Raw genomic sequence first — 16,469 nt, 5'->3', positions numbered from 1 at the left:
CATGACCGCCACCCAGGAACTGCCCCTGTTTCCGTTGAACACCGTGCTGTTTCCCGGCGGCGTTCTGCCTCTGCGGATCTTCGAAACCCGCTATCTGGACCTGATCAGCGCCTGCCTGCGCACCGACAGCGGTTTTGGGGTGGTCACAATCCACGAGGGGCGCGAAGCGGGCGGCCCGCCGACCCGCATCCATCCGGTCGGCACCCTGGCGCGTATCGTGGATTTCGATCAGTTGGACGACGGCCTGCTCGGCATCACCTGCCTAGGCGCGCAACGGCTGCAAGTGGTCAGCCACCACATTCGGCCCGACCAACTGCTGATCGCTCAGGTGCGGTGGCTGCCGGACGATCCGGCGCTGCCAACCTTGCCCAGCCACGAACCCCTGGTCCGCGTCCTCCGCGATCTGTTGGAACGGGAGGAACTGGCGCCCTATCGCCGGTTCCTGACGCCGGATTGGGAGGATGCCGCCTGGGTCGGCAACCGGCTGACGGAAATCCTGCCCCTACCACCACATGTCCGCCACACGCTGCTGGAAATGACCGAACCCCAGCAGCGACTGGACATCCTGCTGGCGATCTTCCAGGAACAGCGCATCGCCTGAATCCCCCCATGACCGAACTCGTCCGCCGCCATCGCCGCACTCTACAGGCCGCCGGTCACCGGCTGCACGCCGAGCACCTGAGCCCACCGCGCGCCGCCGTCGGCCCCACCTTGATTTTCCTGCACGAGGGACTGGGCAGCATCGGGCAATGGCGCGCTTTCCCCGAACAACTGTGTGCCCAAACCGGCCTGCCGGGATTGATCTACGAGCGCTGGGGTTATGGCCGTTCCGAACCCTTGATCGGGCCGCGCCCCAACGATTATTTACAGCGCGAAGCGTGGGATACGCTCCCCGAAGTACTGGAAACCTGTGATATTAGCGAGCCGCCGATCCTGTTCGGCCATAGCGACGGCGGTTCCATCGCCCTGCTGTTCGCCGCCGCCTATCCCGAACGGACGCGCGCCGTGATCTGCGAGGCGGCACACGTCTTCGTCGATGAAAAGTGCCTGGTCGGCATCCGGCGTGCCCGCGATGCCTATCAACAGGGTCGCTTGCGGGATGGATTGCGGCGCTACCACGGCGACCATACCGAAGCCATGTTCCGGGGTTGGTGCGACACCTGGCTGCGCCCGGACTTCCGTGGCTGGAACATGGAAGCCGAGTTGTCCCGGATCATCGGCCCGGTGTTGGTGGTCCAGGGCGAGGATGACGAATACGGTACCCGCGCCCAAGTAGACGCCATCGCCGCCGGGATCGCCGGCCCGACGGAGCGGTTGTGGTTGCCCGGCTGCGGCCATGTCCCCCATCATCAGGCGCGGGAAGCCGTGCTGGAGGCCGCCGGATGCTTCATCGCCGGGGCATGCGCTAATATTGGTCCGTAACCCTCATAGAAAATCGAACCCAGGCAAGGAAACCGTCATGTCCGAACTTGAACTGAGCCCAACCGAACCAGTCCCCACCCAACACAGCCTGCTGCGGCAGATCTTTCGCCCCAGGGACATCGGTTTTTACCTAATGATCCTGCTGGCGTGGGTTGGCGCGGCCTATACGCAAGCCGACGCGCAAAGTAGCCGCTGGTACTGGCAGGGCTTGATCCCGATCTTCGGGTTGATCTGCATCGCCACGCAATGGCGCAATGTCGAACCGACCGCGAAAGCCCGCGCGCTGCTGGTCGGTCGGCAAATCTTGCACTGGGGGGTCTTGCTGCTGCTGGCGCGACTGGTCTTTATCGCCGCGGCCCAAGGCTTCATGAACACCCTCGACGACCGTCAGGCCAGCTTTCTACTGATGCTCAACGTCACGTTGTCCACGTTTCTGGCCGGCATCTATTTCGACTGGCGACTTTGTGTCGTCGCGATCTTCCTCGGTGCCGGCGCGATCTTCATGATCATGGTTCAGAACATCATCCCGATCCTGGTTTATGCGGGGATTGGATTTATCGTTGTTTACTTGGTCTGGAGCTGGCTGTACAACCACTGGCGGGCACGGCGTCGGGCAGCACCGCCGTCCGCCTGACACCTTTTATCCAACCGCCATGCGCTTCCAGCCTAACTCGCGGGAACGCCGGCAACCGCACTCCCAGATCTATTGAAAGGAAGGAGACCCTTATGATCAGACATCATCCCGCCAAAGCCACCCTGTTGTCAGCGGGCCTGGCCTTGGCACTCATCGGTGGACCCGTCGTTCAAGCCGCCCAACCCGCATCAGCCACCGCCAAACCCACCGCATCACAGAAGGAGGAATGGCTGATTCCCACTGGCGAGCGCTGGTCGAGTGCCACCGAAACCGAAAGACGGGCTTATGTGCTGGGCATCCTGAACTTGGCGATGGTTGAATACCAGTTGACCGGTCCGAACCCCAAGCACCGCACCACCGTCCCTCACTTGGTCAAAGCCCTGGATGGCATGACCGTGCCGCAGATTGTGGAAACCGTGAGCGCCTACTACAAGGCCAATCCCGATAAGCAGCAGGAGCCAATCATCGAAGTAATCTGGTTCCAGATGGTCAAACCCAAGGCCGGCCAACCCAAAGCAAAATAAGGAATCAAGCCATGAAAAAGATCGGCTTTCTAATTGCGATTCCAGCCCTCGCCTTCAGCGTCGGCTGCACCAACATGACAGCGACCGAGCAGGGTACGTTGAGCGGCGCGGCCATCGGCGCGGCGGGCGGCGCGGCCATCGGCGCTCTAACCGGCGGCAGCGCCGGGACCGGCGCGCTCATCGGCGGCGCGGCGGGTGCTGTCGTCGGCAACATTTATGGCCGGGATAAATAGCAGAAACAGTATCGCAACGACTAAACCGGGCGACCGCCGAGTCGCCGGGAAACCTCTCCCGCCGATCCGGCGGGAGAGGTTTCGCTAAGTCGATCCTACGTCCAGATCGCGACGCAGTTCGGCGGCGGCATCCCGCAGATAGCCAAACAGACGTTTCACTCCCACGCAGTCGTAATCGCGCCGCGGCCATTTAAAATAGCCGCCGCAACTGTTCAGAAACTCGCAGCCCCGGCACTCTTCCTCCACCGCCAGCACTTGCGTGATCCATTCCCCCAGATCGGCATCGAGCGCAATGTTGGCGTTCAGGTTCGCCAGCCGCCTGGACGGTTGTTCGACGCCTTCGTCGGTGACGTAGCGCAGATACTGCGGATCATCGTCCTGCAACACCCACAACGACACCGGCTCGTCACGGAAAAACCCCTGCAGGGCGCCATGAAAGTACTCGATCGGCTGAGCGACCGTGGACTGGTGCAGATAGAACTCCAGCACCGTCGCCATCTCTTCGATCAGCGCCGGCTCGGGTTGTCCGACTTCCAGCCGCACCGCGAAATCCAGCGAAACCGCCGCCTTAACCGCCTTGCCGAACCCTGGCGCAACCGGAATGATCACCCGTGACGGGTGGTTGTCGAGCAGGTTGCTGTGGCGATACAGCAAGGGAAATTCGGTAACGGGATCACGCAGGATCAATTCCAGCGGCAAGCCCGGCGCCCACGCGTTCAACGGCTCGGAATCGGCATCGAGCGCCACGATCTGCGCACCGGCTATCCGTTCGGGATCTTCCGTTTCCAGCGCGGCGACCAGCGCGGCTGGTTCGTCGGTTCTGACGATCAAGCGCTCCTGTTGGTAAGCGGCCAGCAAGTGTAAAGGGATGTTGTAGTAGGTGAATTCGTTCATCAAAACCAATGCCTCGAACTGGAGCGGTCAGCGATTGTACCAGCCCCCGCCCCAACCGGGGCCGTTGTACCAGGGCCGGTTGTACCAGGGCCGGTTGTACCAGGGTCGGTTGTACCAGGGTCGGTTGTACCAGGGCCGGTTGTACCAGCCCCAACCCCAGGGTCGCGGCCCCCCGCCCCAGCCGCCGCCGAAGTTGATCCAACTGCCGCCCCGACCGCCGCCACGATTGCCCCAACCTCCGGCATCGGCATCGCGCCCGGGGACCAGCAGACCACCCAGCAACACTCCGCCGATCACCGCCTTGGACCATCGCCCCAGGCTGATCAGAAAATCCCGTCGTTCGTCGCGAACTGGATCCGAAGGCTCGCCCGGCAAAATCTCATGTTCTCGATCGGTCATGACAAGCTCCGCGCATCAGCGTCGTTATGGCGGCGACGACGCATGGGACGGCTCTCCCGCCGAATCACCCGCGCCGCCCGGGGCCGGTTGGCGATTCACCGTTCAGGCTACCGGAAAGGGTCTGATGCCAAGCTTCGTTCCGTGCTGAATGATTGAGGTAATGTTGGCATAATCTTTCTGAATTACCGCTGAACACTTCCCCTTGAACCCCACCATCACGGTCTTCCCCCATGCGCGACTGTCGAGCCAACCGCTCTCTATCCTGCCTGTTGCTCGCCTTGATGGCGTTGGTCGCGCTCGGTCCAGCCCGTCTTGAGGCCGCGACGGCGGAGCGCCCCCGCATTGGTCTGGTGCTAGGTGGTGGCGGCGCCCGCGGCGTGGCTCACGTCGGCGTGCTCCGCTTTCTGGAGGAAATGCACATCCCCGTCGATTGCGTCGTCGGCACCAGCATGGGCTCGATCATCGGTGGCTTGTATGCCTCCGGCATGACACCCAGCGACATGGATAAAACGCTCAAGCGGATCAATTGGCCGGAGGTGTTTAGCGACGGCCCGCCACGCGCCGACCTGCCATGGCGGACCAAGCAAGAACAGCGGATTCTGTTGACCAACGCCGCGATCGGCGTCCATGGCGGCAAGGTCCAACTGCCTCAGGGATTGCTGCAAGGCCAGAACCTGCTGCTGTTGCTGCAGGAACTATCGTTGCCGGCGGCCGAAATCCATGACTTCGATCGGCTCAAGGTGCCGTACCGGGCTGTCGCGACCGATATCGCCACCGGCAACCCGGTTGTGCTGGGTTCCGGCGATCTGGCCAAGGCCATGCGCGCCAGCATGTCGATTCCGAGCGCGCTGGTGCCGGTCGAACTGGATGGCAAGCTATTGGTGGACGGCGGGATCTCGGACAATCTGCCCATCGACGTGGTGCGGAAACTATGCCAGCCGGATGTCATCATCGCCGTGGACGTGGGCGCGCCGCTGGCCCCCACCAACGAGCTGACTTCGGTGCTGTCGATCACCAACCAACTCACCACCATCCTGACCGTGCGCAACGTCGAACAGCAGGTAAAGACGCTGGGGAACAAGGACGTGCTGATCGTGCCGGATCTCAAGGATCTGGGCAGCACCGATTTCGATCGCTCGCCGGAAGCGGTCATCATCGGCTACGACGCCGCCCAGGCCTCGCGCAAGGAGCTAAGCCGGTTGTCGCTTTCGGTGGCCGACTACCAAGCCTACACCGCCGCGCTGCCGTCAATACCCGATACCGACCGCCCCGTCATCGACTTTATCCGGATCAAAAACAACACCCGGCTGTCCGACCAAACCATCGCCAGTCAAGTGCGGATTCAGCCCGGCGACCGGCTCGATCCGCAGGAGCTCAACCGCAACCTCAACATCATTTACGGCATGGGCGATTTCCAGGCGGTCGATTACTCGCTGGTCGAGGAAAACGGCAAGACCGGGCTGATCGTCGAAGCCAAGGAACGCTACATCGGCACGGACACGCTGGAGTTGGGCCTATCTTTTGGCGCCAGCCTGCGAGGCGAATCGCTATTCTCGCTCACCGCCGCCTACACCATGGGGCAAATGAACTCGTTGGGCGGGGAGTGGCGCTCCATCGCCCAAATCGGTGGCAACATCGGACTGTCCACCGACTTCTATCAACCGCTCGACGCCGACCAAACCTATTTCATCGACCCCTTTGCCAGCTATACAGCGTACAACCTGACGCTACAGGATCTTTCGCAATACCGGGTTTACCGGACCAGCATCGGCGTGGCGGTGGGACGCAACCTGGAACACTGGGGCCGTCTCTCGCTGGGTCTGCGCTACGGCGGAGGCCACAACGATCTCCGCATCGGAGAGTCGGACGAAAACGAAGGCGAGTTCGACGAGGGCGGCTACTCGATCCGCTGGGGGATGGATACGCTGGATAACATCAATTTCCCGACCTCGGGGTATTACAGCGACATCAATTTCTACGACTCCCGAACCGCCCTGGGCGCCAGCAACGACTTCAGCACGCTTAGCCTGGAAGCCGCCAAGGCTTTCACCTGGAACAAGTACTCTCTCATCCCGCGCTTCAGGCTGGCGGGCCGGCTTTCCGGAGAACTTGGCCTCCAGGATCTGTTTCTGCTCGGGGGCTTCCTCAATCTGTCGGGCTACCAGACCAACCAACTCGCGGGGCAATACGCCGCGCTCGGCGAACTGATCGCCATGTACCGGCTGGACAATGCCTCGGCGGCTTTCACCATTCCCATATACGCCGGCGGCTCGCTGGAAGTCGGCGGGGTCTGGCAAGATCTCAGCGACATCGACTTTGCCTCGCTGATCCCCGCGGGCAGTCTGTTCCTGGGCGCGGATACGCCATTGGGGCCATTCTATCTATCCGGCGGTTGGGCCAAGGGCGGCAACACCTCGCTCTACATCCTGCTGGGCCGACAGTTCTGATGCCACGCCTGATCCTGCTCAACAAACCCTACGGCGTCCTCAGCCAGTTCACTGACCCGACCAGCCGCCTGACCCTGGCCGACTATCTGCCGATTCCCGGCGTGTATGTGGCGGGTCGGCTGGATCGGGATAGCGAAGGGCTGCTGGCGCTGACCGACGACGGCGCGCTGCAAGCCCGCATCAGCCACCCGCGTTACAAAGAATCCAAAACCTATTGGGCGCAGGTGGAAGGCGAGCCCACGGAAGCGGCTCTGGAGCCGTTGCGTCGAGGCATCGAACTCAGCGACGGCCTCACCCGACCCGCCATGGTCCAGCGCATCCCGGAACCCGCCGGGCTATGGCCGCGCGATCCGCCGATCCGTTACCGGGCGGCGATCCCGACCGTCTGGCTGGAAATCACGCTGCGCGAGGGCCGCAACCGCCAGGTCCGACGCATGACCGCCGCCATCGGCCATCCGACCCTGCGGCTTGTGCGCTGGCGAATCGGCGATTGGGCGCTGGACGGTTTGCAACCCGGCCAGTGGCGGGAAGTACCGGCGGTCGCCTCATCTCCTGGTCGTGTCCGGAGCCATCGCGATGGCTCCGGGCCTCGCCGTGCCCTCCTGACCCGATGAGATCCGAAAGTGGTAATCTTCTGGCCGGTCTTCCAGCCAGCCTGGCGGCGGAGCAATTCGACCTGCTGCTGCAAACCGGCGCCTGCCGCCTGGAGCGCATCGTTTCCAGCGGCCATGCCACCCCGCCCGGCGAGTGGTACGACCAGGATGGCGACGAGTGGGTCGTATTGCTGCAAGGCCAGGCGGAACTGCGTTTCGCCGACGAAGACACCGTGCGATCGCTGGAACCCGGCAACTACCTTTGGATTCCCGCGCATCGTCGCCACCGGGTAGAACGGACCAGCCACAACCCGCCAGCGATCTGGCTCGCGCTCCATCTTCACATAGCCGGCTGACGGTTTAGTTCAGCCGTGTTTCAGCTTCGCCTTGCAAAATACCGCTTATGTGGCATGATTCCACATATTGGACTAATTTGGTCAAAATTAGGGGATCGAAGCTGATGAATAAGCTATATATCGGTTTAGCGGGTAGCATACTGAGCTTGAGCTTTCTGACCGCGGCGAGCGCGGCCGACCCGAAACCGGAAGATGCCGTCCGTTACCGACAATCCGTCTACACCGTGATCGGATGGCACTTCAAACCCATCGGCGCGATGATGAAGGGCGAAATCCCGTTCGACGCCGCCGCCGTGGCGCGTCACGCGCAGTATGTCGAAATGATGAGCAAGACGGCCATCGAGGGCTTTCCGAAAGGCTCCGGCCCGGACGCGGTGAAGGATACCGAGGCCAAACCGGAAATCTGGACCCACTGGGACCAGTTCGAAGCCAAAATGAACGATTTCCAAGAGGCGGCCATCAAACTGACCGAAGTGGCCAAGGGCGGCGATCAGGGTGCCATCAAAGCGCAGTTCGGCAAAACCGCCGAAACTTGCAAGGCTTGCCACAAGGAATTCCGCACGGACTGAGCAGCCTCAGAGGCGCCATCCGAGAAGGCCATGCTCCGACATGGCCTTTTTCATTTCCAGTCGCCTTCAGCGCACCAGCAACCAGACGCTCAAACCCACGACCACCAGCGCCGCCAGCCCGCGCCACGGACTGACCAGGCGCGGGACCCGTCCGACCAGCTCCGGTGGTAACCGTCTGCGGCCGCTGAGCATCGGGTGAATCAGGTTTTCGCGCTTGACCAGCAGATAAAACAGCACCGCCGCGACGTGGATGGCGATCACCGCCAGCAATAGGTTAAAGTTGAAACGATGAATGCTGGTCAGCCAATCACTGCTGTCTTTCGAGACCCACGAGTACAGCGGCCCTTCGATCAAAATATCGTCGTTGGCAAACAGTCCGGTGCCGGCTTGCACCAGCAGCAGCGCCAACATCAGCACAATCGACCATCCCCCCATGGGGTTATGGCCCAAATAGAGCGGTGTCTCGCCACGCAACAGGGCTCTGACGTAAGCCAGCGCCGCGCCCGGCCCGCGCACGAAATCGCTGAACCGGGCGGTCTCGCTGCCCGCCACGCCCCAAATCAGGCGGAACAACACCAGTACCAACACCGCGTAGCCGCCCCAGACGTGATAGTCCATGGTTCCACTGTTTTCGGCGGTCCACCACTGGACGATCATCAGTCCCACCAGAGTCCAATGAAACAGCCGGGTCGGCAGATCCCAAATTTTAACGATCCGCGGGGCTTCCAGTTTTTCGGTCATCTCAATACCCTCGAAATTGCCTGGTTGCGATAAGGTCACAAAACCCGCGTATTGTTTCCCATCGACCGAAAATGACAATCATTTGATTGTTCTCTTGACCTGGAATCGCGGCCTGGGTTAGTTTGTAAATCATGAAACGCATGCAATCCACCGAACGGTTCGAACTACGACTGAGTCGCCCGGCCTCCTGAGAGGAGCGCCGGGCTTCGCTGTTGCAGTTCATTAATGACCGAACCGTTCACGAGGATTGACCCATGCTTGAGCCCTGCCGATCCCGCATCGCCCGCGCCCCCGTTCCCAGCGGCACTTATCAGCCCGTTTTCGCCCCCTTCTTCTCTCTGGCCCTACTGCGACTACGTTGCGGTCGTCGGGCCTAGCGGCTGCCCGGCGGCCGTATCGCGCCGCGTCGCCTCCGTACTACGTCCATTCCGCCACCCGTCTTTGAGAGAGGAATATCCTGATGAACGTTGACGCCACCCGAAAATACCGTCCCTTCCCGCCCATCCAGTTGCCGGACCGGCGGTGGCCCTCGCAAATCATCACCCAGGCGCCGATCTGGTGCAGTTCGGATCTGCGCGACGGCAACCAGGCGCTGATCGAGCCGATGGACCGCGAACGCAAGCTCCGCTTCTTCGAACTGCTGGTCCGCATGGGTTTCAAGCAGATCGAAGTGGCGTTTCCCTCCGCTTCCCAAACCGACTTCGATTTCGTGCGCGATCTCATCGAGGGCGGGCGCATACCGGACGACGTGGCGATCCAAGTGCTCACCCAGTCCCGCGAGGAATTGATCCGTCGTACTTTCGACAGCCTGCGCGGCGCCAAGCGCGCGATTCCGCATCTTTATAACGCCACCGCGCCAATATTCCGCGAGGTGGTGTTCGGCCTTGACCGCGGCGGCTTGCTCGAACTGGCCCGTCGCGGCGCCCGACTGTTCGCCGAATGCGCCGCCGAACAACCGGACACCGAATGGCAGTTCGAGTATTCGCCGGAAACCTTCTGTTTCACCGAGATGGATTTCGCGCTGGAAGTCTGCGAGACCGTGCTCGATATCTGGCAACCGACGCCGGAGCGCAAGGCGATTCTCAATCTGCCGGCGACCGTCGAAGTGGCGACACCCAACGTCTACGCCGATCAGATCGAGTGGTTCTGCCGCCATCTCTCGCGCCGCGACGCCGTGATCATCAGCATACATCCCCACAATGATCGGGGTACCGCCGTGGCCGCCGCCGAACTGGCGATGATGGCGGGCGCCGACCGGGTCGAGGGTTGTTTGTTCGGCAATGGCGAGCGCACCGGCAACGTTGACCTGATCACACTGGGGCTGAATCTTTACAGCCAAGGCATCGATCCCGGTCTGGATTTTTCGGTGATGAATGAGATCATCCGCACCACGGAATATTGCAACCAGATCGCGGTGCATCCACGACATCCCTATGCCGGCGACTTGGTTTTTACCGCCTTTTCCGGCTCGCACCAGGACGCGATCAAGAAGGGTTTCACCGCCCAGGAACGGCGTTGGGCGACCGGCGACCGGCGCTGGGAGGTACCCTATCTGCCGATCGACCCGGCTGACCTGGGCCGCAGCTACGAAGCGGTGATCCGGGTCAACAGCCAGTCCGGCAAAGGCGGCATCGCTTACCTGCTGGAGAAGGATCACGATCTGCGGCTGCCCCGCCGCTTGCAGGTCGAGTTCAGTCAGCGGGTGCAGGCCATCGCCGACACTACCGGCAAGGAACTCACTTCGGCAAATATCTGGGCGGCGTTTCAGGCTGAATATCTGCAAGCGGACCAGCCGTTTCATTTCGTTGAGTACCGCACCGCGCCCGACGGTCACGCCGATGGTACCTGCAAGCTGAGCACGACGATTCGCGAGCATGGACGGGAGCGGCTGCTCTCGGGCAAGGGTAACGGCCCGATCGACGCCTTTACCGACGTACTGAACCGGCATTTTGGCCTGAATGTCCAGGTGGTGGATTACCACGAACACGCCATCGGCGCCGGCGCCGATGCCATGGCCGTGTCCTATGTCGAGATCCGCATGAACGGGGAGCCCAACTTGCGGTTTGGGGTCGGCATCGACAGCAACATCGTCACCGCATCGCTGAGGGCGGTGGTCAGCGCGGTTAACCGGGCACTGCGGCCGGCGGCCGGCGCGGATGAAGGCGTTGAGGAATCGCGACGGGTCGTCGGACTGGATGGATAAGCGCATGGATCGGTTTCACTGAACCGCAACCTCTTCGCCAGTGGATGGCGTCTGGCGAGCCGTTATGGTCTGGTGCCAGACGCCGTTCTCGTCGCGATATTGGCGTTCTCCCTGACCCCGGGATGTTAGGATGGAGGGTCTGATACCGGGGACGTTTGGGACCGCGCCGATGGCGTTGGCTTCCTTTGTTCTTGAGGCGCACGCGACCGCCTTTCGGCACCGTCTTGCGGGGACGGCCCCGCTTCCCGATCCGCACCGTCTGGGCACAGCGTTCGAACCAGGTGTTCCCATGGCGGTGCTCCCCGTCGGAGACGGATTGCTCACTCGCATTCAGCCGCGCCCGGCACCGTGCACCGGCAGGCGGCGTTCCAGCCAACTGACCAACAGCGACAAACTGACAGTCAGCGCCAGATACAGCGCCGCCACCGTGAACCACAGCTCAAACGTCATGAAGGTATCGGCGATCAGGTTACGGCCCTCGGTGGTCAAATCGGCCACCGCGATCACGCTGACCAAGGCCGAATGCTTGATCAGCGACACCGCCAACCCGGTCAATGGCGGCAGCACCAGGCGGACAGCCTGCGGCAGGATCACGCAGCGGTAGACGGCATACGGCGATAGTCCGAGCGTCCGCCCGGCCTCCCACTGGCCGCGCGGGATGGCATCGATACCCGCGCGGAAAATTTCCGCCGCGAATGCCCCTTCAAAGATCGCCAGCGCCAGCACCGCCGCCGCGAATCGGTCCATGTCCAGGATCGGCGCCAGCACGAAATAGACCAGATAGAGCTGCACCAGCATCGGGGTATTGCGAACGATCTCCACGTAAACCCGCGCCACCGCATGCCCGGCCCACGAGGTCGAACGCTGCAACAGCGCCGCCGATAACCCAAACACCACCGTCAGCAACAGGCTCCAGCCGGTCAGTTCCAGCGTCACCCCCAAGCCGCGCAGCAGCGGGCCGGGCTGGAACACGCCGTCCTCAAACCGGTAGAGATATTGCGGCACCCGGTACCACTGCCAGTTGTAATGCAGGGTATCCGCGCCCTCGACCACGAGCCAGCCCAACCCGGCCAGCACGGCGAGAAACGTGAGACTATCGAACGCCGGTCGCCAGCGCCGCCAGTTCGACACAGAGGTTTTAATCATGACTCCCACAGGATAACCATCTCGCCCGCCGCTGTCTCGATCGGGTGAAGCCCCGTGCCCCATTGGCGCGCGGGTTGCCCGAGCCGGGCGTGTCCGCTACCTTTCCCGGCAAGATAGCCTTAACCTTGAGGAAATATGCCATGAACAACCGTCCGTCCATCGCTTTGGCCGCTGTGTTGCTGGCGCTGGCCCTGCTCCTGTCACCGCTGGCCCGTGCTCAAAACACCAGCCAGCAGCTCGCCGCCAGCAGCGTGGTGGAAACCATCAAGAAGCGCGGAGCGATCAGGATCGGCCTGTCCACCTTCGTCCCCTGGGCGATGCGCGACAAGAACGGCGAACTGGTCGGCTACGAAATCGATGTGGCGAAACGGCTGGCCGAGGACATGGACGTAAAGGCCGAGTTCGTGCCCACCGCCTGGGACGGCATCATTCCGGCGCTGCTGGCCGGCAAGTTCGACGTAATCGTCGCCGGAATGTCGATCACCCCGGCACGCAATCTGACCGTCAATTTCACCCTGCCCTACGCCAATTCCGGCGTCCACCTGGTGGCCCACGGGAAACTGGCGGCCGGCTTTTCGACGCTGGAGGATTTCAACAAGCCCGAAGTGGTGCTGGCGGTGCGGCGCGGCGCGACACCGGCCACCGCCGCCAAGCGGCTGATGCCCAAGGCCACGCTGCGCCAGTTCGACGAAGACGCGCTGGCCTTGCAGGAAGTGCTGAACGGCAAGGCGCACGCCTTCGTCACCAGCACCCCGACCCCGGCGTTCGAGGCACTGAAGCATCCCGACACGCTGTTTCTGCCGATCCCCGAACCGTTCGTGCAGGGTGCCGAGGGCTTCGCGTTGCGCAAGGGCGATCCCGATGCCCTGAACTTTTTCAACAACTGGATCATGCTGCGCCAGCAGGACGGCTGGCTGAAGGAGCGGCACGACTACTGGTTCAAGACCCGCGACTGGGCCAGCCAAGTCGTCGAATAATCCGGCGCCGGGCCAGCTCCCGGCCATCGTGCCTGAAGATCACCAGTAATTTTCCACCGCCAGATTGCCCGGTTTGCCGCGCAGGCTCAGGGTCAGGCCACGCCCGGTCAGCAGGTCGCGGGTTTCCTGCACCATATCGGGGTTACCGCAGATCATGATCCGGGAGCGCTCCGGATCGATCGGCAGGCCGACATGCGCTTCCAGCTCGCCGTTGCTCAACAGGCGGGTGATGCGGCCGTTGAGCGCCGAGCGCTCGACCTGATCGCGAGTCACCACCTGCACATATTTCAACTTGTGGGCATGCCCGGCGAACAGTTCGTTCTCCTTGAACGAATCGATGAACTCCTCATAGGCCAGTTCGTGACGATAACGCACGCTGTGGACCAGCACGATGTTCTCGTAGTGCTCCCAGGGGTCGAACTCCTGCAGGATGGACAGGAACGGCGCCAACCCGGTGCCGGTGGACAGCAGCCACAGATCCCGGCCGCACTCGAAGCGGTCGGTGGTCAAATAGCCGTAGTTGCGCTTCTCCACCAAAACCGGATCGCCGACCTTCAATTGCGATAGCCGCGAAGTAAAGGCGCCATCGGACACGACGATGGAGTAGAACTCCAGGAAATCGTCGTAGGGCGCCGAGCAGATCGAATAGGCCCGCCAAACCAGATCGCCGTGCTCATCCTCGACACCCAGCCGGGCAAACTGGCCAGCGATGAAGCGGTAGGACTGGCTACGGGTGGTTTTGAAGGAAAACAGATTGGATGCCCAAGTGCGGATTTCCGTAATCGTCTCCACGGTATACTTGTCGCTGGCCTTCATCGGGATCGATCCTGTCAGGGTTGAGCGGATAAGAGTCGCGGTCGGAGGGTGCATCGGATTCCCTAGCGTTTCGCTAGGTCTTGGACGGCAAGATTAAGGCAGAACTCTCCAATCAAAAAGAAATATAAATTTATTTATTTATAACCAAATTTATATTCTCGATCCACCGGGAAACCCAAACCACCAGTTGCATGGCATGATGGAAGCTCGCAGAATCGTACGCTCGAACAGGCCAGCACGACCCGATCTTCCTCCCCGACTCCAGCAACCGCCACGACCCCCGGCAAGCCACTGGGCGGGACACCCGGCTGGCCCGGTCTCGATGCATGGCACCCGCAACGTGAGCCGTATCCCTGTATGAACGTTCGTTCCGCTCTCCTCTCCGATCTGCGAGGCGGCCTGATCGCCGCCGCCGTGGTGCTGCCACAGGCCACCGCCTTCGGGGTGACCGTGTTCGCCCCCTACCTGGGCACCGCGCCGGGTGCGCTGGCCGGTTTATTCGGCGCCATCGGCCTGCTGCTGATTTCCGGCGCCGGCGGTGGCACGGTGGGCCTGATCAGCGGACCCACCGGCGCCAGCATGGCCTTGTTGGGCGGCACGGCGATGCTGATCACCACCGCCGGCATCCCGCAGGACAACATCGCGTCGGCTCTGTTCGCCGTCACCGTGTGCGCCGGACTGCTCCAACTGCTGATCGCGCTGGCCGGTGGCGGCCGGCTGATGAAATTCATCCCCTACCCGGTCATCGCCGGCTTGACCACCGGCACCGGCCTGTTGCTGATCCTGTCGCAAATCAAACCCCTGCTTGGCATCAGCTACAGTGGCCTGTGGACCCAATGGTCCTGGTTGCCGATGGTCACCACGGTGGTGGCGTTCTGCGCCGTCCGCTACGCTCCGCGCTACCTGCCGGGCGTTCCCGGCCCCATCGTCGGCCTGTTCGGCGGCACCGCGTTCTACCAAATCCTCCTGTACATCGCCAACCCGCCGACCGTGCCGAAACACTGGGTCATCGGCACCTTGCCCAAGCTGTCGGAATTCCACGTCGCCGTCGATCAATTCGCGGCTTGGCCTTCCTTGCCCTGGCCGCTGATCCTGCACGCCGCCTTCGCCCTGGCGGTGCTGTCGTCGCTCAACACCCTGTTGACCTCGATGCTGGCCGACACCGCCACCGGCCTGCGCCATAACGCCCGCCGCGAATTGCTGGCCCAAAGCATCGGCCAAATTGCCGTCGGCCTGACTGGAGGCATGGCCGGCGCGGCCAGCGTGGGCGGCACCACCACCGCCATCCGCGCCGGCGCCCGCCGCTGGGCCGCGCTGGCCGCCGGCCTGCTGCTGCTGGCGATACTGTCCTTCGCCGGCCCGCTCGGCCAATGGCTGCCGACCAGCGCGCTGGCCGGTATCATCATCGCCTCGGCGCTCAACCTGGTGGAGCGGGATATCGTGGCCTGGGCCCGCCGTCGCCGCACCCGTCTGGACGCGGCGGTCGCCCTGCTGGTCGCCGGCATCACTGTCGGCTACGACCTGATGATGGCGGTGCTGGCGGGCTTGGCCATCGCCATCCTGCTGTTCATCCGCCAACAAAGCCGTCTGCCGATCATCCACCGGCGAACGACCGCCATTGAGCGCCCCTCGGTGCGGCAACGGCCAGCCGAACAGGCCGCGCTGCTGGCTCGCCACGGCGATCGCATCGTGCTGTACGAACTGCGCGGCAACCTGTTTTTCGCCAAGGCCGATCAATTGTTCGAGCAGATGTTGCCGGACCTCGACCGGCACGCCTGGATCATCCTGCACCTGCGCCGGGTGCTGCACATCGACCTGTCCAGCGTGCGCCTGCTGCAACAGATCGCGGCGCGCCTGGGCACCCACGGCGGCGAGTTGCTGTTTTGCGAGGTTCACGAGAATCTGGGGCTGGGACCTTCGGTCGAGCGCACCCTGCGCCGGCTCAGCCTGAGCGACCGGCGGATCAACGTGCGGACCTTTCCCAGCACCGATCAGGCCCTGGAATATGCCGAGAACGCCCTCTTGTACGCGCTGGGATACGCGCCGACCGTCCGGGAAAGGCGCATACCCCTGCAAGAACTGGATTTGTGCCAAGGCATGAAGCCGGAGGAAATCGCCGCCCTGGCGGCGGTGCTACGGCCGCTCGAACTGGCTCGCGGCGAAAATCTGTTCTCGGCCGGTGATTCCGGCGCCGAACTGTATCTGCTCCTGCGGGGCCGGGTGGACATCCGCATCCTCGTGACCGCCGACCGTCATAAACGGCTGGCCGTTTTCGGACCGGGCACCCTGTTCGGAGAAGTCGCGTTCCTCGACCCCGGCCCGCGCACCGCCGAAGCCACGGCGATGAAGCCCAGCGAACTGCTGGTGTTGAATCGCGCCGATTTCAGCCAACTGCGGGAGACCCATCCGGACGCCGCCGTCGCCCTGCTGCTGGCGCTCGGCCAGATCCAAAGCCGGGCGATGCGCTGGAGCGCCAAGGAAATCCAGCGGCTGATGCAGTGGTAAAACGCAACGC

The 16,469-nt window shown here is 62.8% G+C and carries 17 protein-coding genes; 12 read left to right on the top strand and 5 right to left on the bottom strand.

What is annotated here, in order from left to right:
• Nucleotide 1 precedes the first annotated feature (1 nt).
• The 5 genes from IPM89_09870 to IPM89_09850 all read left to right on the top strand — a co-directional run bounded on the left by IPM89_09870 (nt 2) and on the right by IPM89_09850 (nt 2,813).
• Nucleotides 2-601: an LON peptidase substrate-binding domain-containing protein gene (locus IPM89_09870; protein ID QQS53220.1), complete on the top strand. Its 600-nt coding sequence runs from the start codon at nt 2-4 to the stop codon at nt 599-601.
• An 8-nt stretch (nt 602-609) separates the two neighbouring features.
• Nucleotides 610-1,422, top strand: a complete 813-nt coding sequence (locus tag IPM89_09865; protein ID QQS53219.1) for an alpha/beta hydrolase — start codon at nt 610-612, stop codon at nt 1,420-1,422.
• A 37-nt stretch (nt 1,423-1,459) separates the two neighbouring features.
• Entirely contained in the window at nt 1,460-2,056 is a 597-nt protein-coding gene (locus IPM89_09860; protein QQS53218.1) for a hypothetical protein, read from the top strand.
• A gap of 92 nt (nt 2,057-2,148) precedes the next feature.
• Nucleotides 2,149-2,580 carry a hypothetical protein gene (locus IPM89_09855; GenBank protein QQS53217.1) on the top strand — a complete coding sequence of 144 codons (432 nt, stop codon included), beginning with the start codon at nt 2,149-2,151 and terminating at the stop codon, nt 2,578-2,580.
• 11 nt (nt 2,581-2,591) lie between these two features.
• Complete coding sequence (locus IPM89_09850) at nt 2,592-2,813, top strand: hypothetical protein (GenBank protein ID QQS53216.1); 222 nt, start codon at nt 2,592-2,594, stop codon at nt 2,811-2,813.
• Nucleotides 2,814-2,897: 84 nt separating this feature from the next.
• Here IPM89_09850 and IPM89_09845 read toward each other — a convergent pair whose 3' ends face one another.
• Together IPM89_09845 and IPM89_09840 are read right to left on the bottom strand one after the other, a co-directional pair.
• Entirely contained in the window at nt 2,898-3,707 is an 810-nt protein-coding gene (locus IPM89_09845) for a hypothetical protein (GenBank protein QQS53215.1), read from the bottom strand.
• 27 nt (nt 3,708-3,734) lie between these two features.
• The gene (locus tag IPM89_09840; GenBank protein QQS53214.1) at nt 3,735-4,106 is read right to left on the bottom strand and encodes a hypothetical protein; all 372 of its coding nucleotides are present in this window, start codon (nt 4,104-4,106) and stop codon (nt 3,735-3,737) included.
• A 230-nt stretch (nt 4,107-4,336) separates the two neighbouring features.
• Here IPM89_09840 and IPM89_09835 point away from each other — a divergent pair, with 230 nt between their 5' ends.
• The 4 genes from IPM89_09835 to IPM89_09820 all read left to right on the top strand — a co-directional run bounded on the left by IPM89_09835 (nt 4,337) and on the right by IPM89_09820 (nt 8,071).
• Nucleotides 4,337-6,553, top strand: a complete 2,217-nt coding sequence (locus IPM89_09835; GenBank protein QQS53213.1) for a patatin-like phospholipase family protein — start codon at nt 4,337-4,339, stop codon at nt 6,551-6,553.
• Nucleotides 6,553-7,167 carry a pseudouridine synthase gene (locus tag IPM89_09830; protein ID QQS53212.1) on the top strand — a complete coding sequence of 205 codons (615 nt, stop codon included), beginning with the start codon at nt 6,553-6,555 and terminating at the stop codon, nt 7,165-7,167. The genes IPM89_09835 and IPM89_09830 overlap by 1 nt, the downstream gene beginning before the upstream one ends.
• Nucleotides 7,164-7,502 (top strand): cupin domain-containing protein, encoded by a 339-nt coding sequence (locus tag IPM89_09825; protein ID QQS53211.1) that lies wholly within the window; start codon nt 7,164-7,166, stop codon nt 7,500-7,502. The genes IPM89_09830 and IPM89_09825 overlap by 4 nt, the downstream gene beginning before the upstream one ends.
• 104 nt (nt 7,503-7,606) lie before the next feature.
• Entirely contained in the window at nt 7,607-8,071 is a 465-nt protein-coding gene (locus tag IPM89_09820; protein QQS53210.1) for a cytochrome c, read from the top strand.
• A gap of 66 nt (nt 8,072-8,137) precedes the next feature.
• On the opposite strand, the gene IPM89_09815 is transcribed toward IPM89_09820, so the two are convergent.
• A complete protein-coding gene (locus tag IPM89_09815; GenBank protein ID QQS53209.1) occupies nt 8,138-8,812 on the bottom strand; it encodes a cytochrome b/b6 domain-containing protein in 675 nt (224 codons plus the stop codon).
• A gap of 460 nt (nt 8,813-9,272) precedes the next feature.
• Between IPM89_09815 and leuA the strand changes: the two genes are divergently transcribed.
• Nucleotides 9,273-11,015, top strand: a complete 1,743-nt coding sequence (gene leuA / locus IPM89_09810) for a 2-isopropylmalate synthase (GenBank protein QQS53208.1) — start codon at nt 9,273-9,275, stop codon at nt 11,013-11,015.
• A gap of 330 nt (nt 11,016-11,345) precedes the next feature.
• Here the strand turns inward: leuA and IPM89_09805 are convergent, their stop codons facing one another.
• On the bottom strand, nt 11,346-12,161 hold the full coding sequence (locus IPM89_09805; GenBank protein ID QQS53207.1) for an amino acid ABC transporter permease: 816 nt from the start codon (nt 12,159-12,161) through the stop codon (nt 11,346-11,348).
• A gap of 140 nt (nt 12,162-12,301) precedes the next feature.
• Between IPM89_09805 and IPM89_09800 the strand changes: the two genes are divergently transcribed.
• Nucleotides 12,302-13,138 carry a transporter substrate-binding domain-containing protein gene (locus tag IPM89_09800; protein QQS53206.1) on the top strand — a complete coding sequence of 279 codons (837 nt, stop codon included), beginning with the start codon at nt 12,302-12,304 and terminating at the stop codon, nt 13,136-13,138.
• Nucleotides 13,139-13,177: 39 nt separating this feature from the next.
• Here the strand turns inward: IPM89_09800 and IPM89_09795 are convergent, their stop codons facing one another.
• A complete protein-coding gene (locus tag IPM89_09795; protein QQS53205.1) occupies nt 13,178-13,954 on the bottom strand; it encodes a ferredoxin--NADP reductase in 777 nt (258 codons plus the stop codon).
• A 357-nt stretch (nt 13,955-14,311) separates the two neighbouring features.
• Here IPM89_09795 and IPM89_09790 point away from each other — a divergent pair, with 357 nt between their 5' ends.
• Nucleotides 14,312-16,459, top strand: a complete 2,148-nt coding sequence (locus IPM89_09790) for an SLC26A/SulP transporter family protein (protein ID QQS53204.1) — start codon at nt 14,312-14,314, stop codon at nt 16,457-16,459.
• Nucleotides 16,460-16,469 lie beyond the last annotated feature (10 nt).

The organism is Candidatus Competibacteraceae bacterium (assembly GCA_016699715.1).
Taxonomy (GTDB): Bacteria; Pseudomonadota; Gammaproteobacteria; order Competibacterales; family Competibacteraceae; genus Competibacter.
The sequence above is the reverse complement of the archived record's forward strand: the minus strand, read 5'-3'. Positions and strand labels throughout refer to the sequence as shown.